2 protein-coding genes are annotated in these 6,972 nt (G+C 34.5%); both read left to right on the plus strand.

Going from position 1 to position 6,972, the window contains the following annotated elements; all coding sequences use genetic code 11:
• The first annotated feature begins 333 nt into the window (after positions 1-333).
• Positions 334-5,370, plus strand: a complete 5,037-nt coding sequence (locus EGM88_RS15680; RefSeq protein ID WP_123899355.1) for a DUF11 domain-containing protein — start codon at positions 334-336, stop codon at positions 5,368-5,370.
• A 43-nt stretch (positions 5,371-5,413) separates the two neighbouring features.
• Positions 5,414-6,972, plus strand: a 1,559-nt coding sequence (locus EGM88_RS15685; RefSeq protein ID WP_162497604.1) for an Ig-like domain-containing protein, incomplete at its 3' end; no start/stop codon positions are given.

The raw sequence follows: 6,972 nt of genomic DNA on the forward strand, positions 1-6,972 counted from the left end.
CGGAAGTAATAACAGTGCTACCCTAGAATATAGTGTCACAGTTGATGTTTGTGGAGAGTTTATTAACCAAGCAGAAATAATAAATAGCTCACAAGCCGATCTAGATTCAACACCTAATAGTGGTAATTAAAACAGATAATAGATAGTGATAAAAAAATAGAGGATTCTAATTTTTATAAAAAAAAGTAGAAAAGATTTAAAATAAGTACTTTACATTAAAAAGTATTTGATAAAATGAGTAGTAAAAAAATGAATTAAGTTGTTACATAATTAAAGCTAAAACTTTTCGTTATTGGCTGGGGATACTAAGCCCCAAATTGAAGTATTTAAAGCATGAAAAAGATTAAGTTTATACTAGTTATTATAATATTCTTTGCAATTGGCAAAACTTTTGCTCAAAGTATTGCAGTGACACCTGGAACTGATTTGCCAGCAGAAGTTATTGCATGTGGAGAATCAGCTACATTTAAATTTAGGGTTTATGGACCAACAGTAGCTAATGAAAAAATAGAAGTTCAATTACCTTTAGAATCTGAGTTTCTAGGGTTGGTTTCTCCTGCATCGGGAGTTACTGTGGATGCTACAGATTTTAAAAAACCTATCTTTAATATAGTAAATGCTTTAGCAGGCCCTTCTAATTTTATTGATATTGAGTATAGTGTCCTTACGGGATGTACAATAGTTTTGGATCCAGAACTTACACATACTTTGGTGAGTAATCCAACTATTTCTAAAACAGTTGATTATCCTACAATACAATATTCAGTGTTGGAAGTGAACTCAGCAATAGTACCTTCTTCAGCTTCTCTTAATGTTAATGAAACGCAAAATTTTACATTTACCATTGGTAATGATCCTGTAAGTACAAATGCATATAGTACTAATATTTATGCATATATAACACATAGTACTAATGTAGAAGTTACTTATTCTGGTTCAGGTGTGTTTATTGATGGATCTGGGAGTCCCTCAGGAGGAATGATAACAAGTATAATTGTGCTTGGACCATCTGATATTGCTACTGTGGGTGATAATGACAATAAGTTTGAAAAAAATGAGAGTATAGATATTACAATAGCAGCAAAGTTGTTGGGTTGCCCATTGGGTGCTGGAGAAACCATTACATATAGAGCAGGGTATGGAGGTTGTTTGGCGGCAACTACTGCTTGTTTAACAGGTAATGAGTCTACATCAGGTATTGCCTTAGCATCTGGAGCACCTGACTTGCATACAGAAGTTGTGAAAAAAGCATGGCCGAGTCCAAGTAATTCAGATACGGCAGAATTTTTATTTCGAAATGACGGTACGGGTTCTGGAGATATTCATAACTTAACATTTGATTTAGGTTTTTCAAATGGAGGAGCAGTTTATATTCCATCAGATTATGTTATGTATTCATGGTCTAATTTTTCAGTTAATGGTACTACAGTAGCAAATAGTGGAGCTCAAGGAAGTTTTACAGACTTTAATTTTACTACAGATCCAGACGGACCAGGAGTTGGTTTAGAAGATTTAGATGGAGATGGTATATACAATGATTTACCAGTAGGACATTCTTTTGTGTTGACCAATGAGTTAACTTATAATTATTTGGTAGACACTGGTAATGGTACAGAATGTGATGCTATGAATCGTGGTTATTCTATTGTACGTTGGGCTTATAGCTATACTACTTCTTGTGGAAACTCTAATTCTCAAAATGTTCCAAATAATAGTTTAAATACATGGAGACCTTGGAGTTTTTATAATATGCGATATTCTTCTTTTGTAGAAAACTCATCATCAGGAAGTTCTAATTTTGTGCCAGGAGATACTTTTGATTTTCGTATACAACAAAGATCTAATCCTTCAATATCTACATTAAATATTCCAGGAATGTATTGGGAAATACATTATACTTTGCCTTCAGGAATTAGTCCAAACGGAAATGGTACTTGGGGTGGGCAGCCTCTTAACCTAGTGAGTTATAACTCAACTACAGGGGTAGCTATTTATTCTTCAAATTCTGCACCAACTAATTATAAAACAAACATTACTCATGATCCAATAATTCCTTTACAAGTAGATACTGCTTGTTCAGGTAGTTTTGTTGGTAGTATAGAATATGAATATCACCTTATTGGAGATGCAACTTATGAGCCCGTAGATTTATGTGGTACAGGTCCAACGTTTACTGTTGCTTGTGGAGGTTCAGGACCTTCAGTGTGTGTGTCAAACTTTTCATTCGATAGAACTACTTTTGGATATACCGATAATACAGAAACTACACCAGTTACAGCAGCAACACCAGGCGTAAGAACTGATCACGCCCTAGAAGGAGATATGGTACGTTGGCATGTAGAAGTAGATGTAAATGAAAATGATTTAACTTTTTTAAATGCGTTGTTAGAATACGATACAAAAAACTGGTTTGGTACTCAAGCCGATGGAGGAATAAAAGCTATCAATATCGAATATCAACCAAGTGGAGGTGGAGCTTCAACAATTTCAACCAATTTAGGTCAATATAATTATATTGAAGATAATAGTGGTAAAACTAACCATATAGTTGATCTTCATGGAGGAGATTTTAGTTCAATTAATATTGGAGCTGGAGATAAGTTTATTATTGATGTTGATTTAAAAGTATCAGAAGAAGCATCAATTACGGATACCTTTTTTGAAAAGTTAACTGGAATTTTAGTTTCTTCACCCGCAGAGTCATTATCTAACCCAACACGACATACTTGTAATTATTTAACAGAAGAATTTGGTGTGTTGGAAATGAGAACAACACCTTCTACTGACTTAAGACAACAGAGTACTACCTTTGACGGTTGTGGTGTAATTAATACAGGAGTAAGATATAATATTTCTAATTATTCTAAAGAAGGAGACTTGTTTCCTAACGAGTTCAGAAATTTTGGACATGTAAGACGTGCTGATATATTGGTGCCTATTGGTGTAGATTATGTGCCAGGAAGTTCTTTTTATGTTCCTTATCCAAACCAATTTGTACAAGCAATAGGAGATCCTATAATAACGTATAATTATGAACCAGGTTTTAATAGATATACATGGGTAAATTCTGGTACTTGGCAAAAGGGAAAAGAATCATTAAGTTGGGGTATAAAAGAAATAAGATTTCAGGTAGTACCAAATTGTAACGTTGATGAATGGTCATATTCTGGAGATAGATTTGGAATAACCATATTGCCAACTTCAGAAGTAGAGTATTTTAGAAATGTTACAAATCCAGGTAGAATTGTTAATCCGGTTCGAAGAGCGATTCCTCGACCAACACAATATATTCCACTAACATATACAGTAACTTCTCCAACAGCTACAGTTACAACAGATACAAATACTGCTACTTGGATAGTTAATATTAATAATACTTCCTCTGGTGGAGGTATTTTAAACAATACTTGGATTGCTATTGAAGTGCCAAATGATAATATAGTGCCTACATTATGGAGTGGAGGAACAGAAATTCCACTAACAGATTATGGAACAGGGAAGTACTGGGCTCAATTAGGTGATATTACAGCATCTGGAGAGCAATTGGAAATTAGGTCAAATGAGTTTACTGTTTGTGGTACCGATACATTTAATGTAACGGTTGGGCAAAATTGTTCAAGCTATCCTACAGATCCAGATACGGGATATCCATTAAGTGATGGTTCTGGGAATTATATTTGTAACACATTAACTATACCCCTAACATTAAGTACGCAAGAGCCTTCTGTTAATGTATCTACAGTATTAGGTGTTCCACCTGCATCTTATGATTTTTGTGCTATTGTTCCTTATGAGATAGCAGTAAACAATGCTGCTAATGGTTATGCTTATAAATTATCAGCTGAGATTAGATTACCCGTTGGAATGATTTTAGATAATACTTCTGGTGTTTTAATGTATGATGGAACAGCTTATTCTGTTGATCAAGCTCAAGTTACCTATGATGCACCAACAAATACATATACGGTTGATATTTCTGGAATTTCTTCTCCTATAAGTGGAACTAATGGATTACCAGGAGTTTCAGCATCAACATCGAATCAATTTGAATTAATCTTTGATACAAGCTTTGATTGTGATTATGTTTCTGGTAGTAAAATAGGAACTCAAATTATAGGTGAATCTTCATGTGGAGCTCCGTTAGATCCTTCACAAGGTCAGAGTGAAATAAAAACAAATCCAGTAAATGTAACTCAAGTTCCTTCAGATATTAACTACGCAGTGGATGTAACTTCTACTGATAATTTATTGCAAGCATGTGGTCAAACAGAAGTTATTGATGTAAATATTTTCAATCAAGGTGTTGTAACAGATGGAAGTATAGAAACTATTGTAGCAACAATTGATGATGCATTTAATTATGTTTCGGGTTCTTTTATAGCAGGTGTAAATAGTCCTTCTGGTGAACCTACAGTAACTGTTAATAGTGTAACCGGCGAACGTGTTTTAACGTGGACAATGCCTAATGGAGTTGCTTCTGGATCTTCAATTTCTTTTTCTTTTGAGGTCGAAGTGGTTTCACCAGAAGAAGTTTCTTGTACTGATTATGATTTAAATGTATCTACTAGAGTAGAACAATTTATAGACTGTTCTAGTACTGGTGGCGTATCGTGTCCCGCTATAAATAGTATTACAGCCCAAGAAGATGAGCAATTAACAATAGAAAAAAGTACATTATCCATATCTTCAGCATCCACTAATTCAGTTGTAAATGGTGGTAACTTAGAGATTTCTGCCGGCTTTAGTCTAGAAAATACATCAGCCATAGATTTGGCAGCTGGTACAGTAGTTTCAGCATATGACGATGTAAATAATAATGGCTCTTATGATGCCGGTGATGTTTTATTAAAATCTAAAACATTAACTAACCCAATAAGTGCTGGTAGCTCTGTAGATGATACTATTGACTTTTCGGTAGCAATAGCAAGAGGTTGTAACATTATATTGGTAGTAAATACAACCAACAATCCTTGTATATGTGATATTACGGAAACATCAATTGGTTGTAATGCTGATTTAAGTCTTAGAAAAGTTGTAGATAATTCTAATCCAGATCAAGGAGACAATATTACATTTACTTTAACCGTTACAAACAGTGGTACCTCGGCACCAAGTAATATAGTGGTTAAAGATATTATACCAACAGATTTTACTTATAATCATCCAAATTTTTCAACACCTCAAGGAACTGTTACGTTTACTGGAGGTGAACTTGAATGGGATTTGGGAGGTTTTGTATTGCCTGTAGGAGACTCAATTAGCTTAACTTATACTGTTACCGTGGATAACTGCGGTGAATTTGTAAATCAAGCAGAAATAACAAATAGTTCGTTAAATGACCCTGATTCAACACCAAACAATGGTAATTAAAGAAATAATCGTGAAAAAAAATAATCAATTAACCATAACAAAAATGAGTAGATTTAGTAAATCTATATGTTTATTATTTTTAATTGGGCTTTTTGCGTTTAAAGCATCTGCTCAAACAAGTGTTAGTATTTCTAATATTGAAACTTCAGGAAACACTAATGTTTCGGAGGTAGGTACTGTTTTAAATTTCCAAGCAGAAATTTTCAATAATGGAGATACGGATTTAAATCCAACTACTTATTCAAGTGTAATGTTTCCTCATGCAGGGTCATTACCATTGACTGGGCCCATTGAGAGTGGTGTTACTAATGGTATTCTTGAGGTTGGTGAAAGATGGGTTATCACGTCTAGTTACACTGTTACTGCAGCTGATATTTCGAGTCCACCTGCAATTTTTCAAAACCAGTTCCGAATACAATTTTCAGAAACAGGAACTACAACATATTCAAATTATAGAACAATAAATATTTCAGAAGATGATTTTGATGAAGTAACTATTACTGTAAAAAGTACGGTTACACCTCCAGTTAGTAATGGAGATATTGTTGCATGTGATGCAGGGCAAACCTTAGATGCCAATGATGCATTAGTCTCAACAACAAATGTGGTTTGGTATGATGCATTAGTTGGTGGAAATACAGTAACTCCAACATTAACAGGAGTTGGAGATGTAACTTATTACGCAGAGCAAGTTGATCCTTCATCAAGTTGTTCAAGTGAAACAAGAACACCAGTGAGGCTTACTATTAATGCAGCACCTATTGCTCCTGCTATTAGTGGGACTAATAATGTATGTTTAGGAGGAACTATAAACGATTTAAGTACGTCGGCATCAGGAACTATTACTTGGAGTTCTTCTGATACAAATGTGGCAACAATCAATCCAACAACAGGTGTAGTAAACGCACTTGCTGCGGGTGTTACTAATATTCGATATACGGTTGATGATGGTACTTGTAGTACTATTTCTGAACCATTTGAATTAACAGTATATGCTTTACCATCAACACCTAACATTACAGGTCCAACAGAAGTTTGTATAGGTAGTAATATTACATTAGCAACAACAGCTTCAGGTTCAGTAACTTGGAATTCTTCAGACAATTCTATAGCAACAATAAATTCTAGCGGGGTTGTAACACCGGTATCGGCTGGCTCAGTTGACTTCACCTATACTGTAACAAATGGAAATAGTTGTAGTGCAACATCTGGAGTTCATACTGTAACCGTTAATACATTGGAAAATGCTAGTTTTAGTTATGATTCTTCATATTATTATGTTGATGATACAGACCCAACACCAACAGTTTCAGGTGTCTCTGGAGGTACATTTACTAGCAGTCCAGCTGGATTGTCAATTAATTCTAATACAGGTGTTGTAGATGTTAGTACCTCTACGCCAGGAACTTATACTATAACTTATACCACTTCGGGTACTTGTTCAAATATTTCAACACAAAATATTACAATTTTAACTCTGCCAAGTGTAAGTGGATCTTTAACACAATTATTATGTAATGGAGATAATAATGGAGCGATAGATATCACTGTTGTAGGAGGAGTAGGTCCATATAATTATTCATGGACAACATCAGATGGTAG

It is taken from the genome of Aureibaculum marinum (assembly GCF_003813905.1).
In the GTDB taxonomy this organism is placed as follows: Bacteria; Bacteroidota; Bacteroidia; order Flavobacteriales; family Flavobacteriaceae; genus Aureibaculum; species Aureibaculum marinum.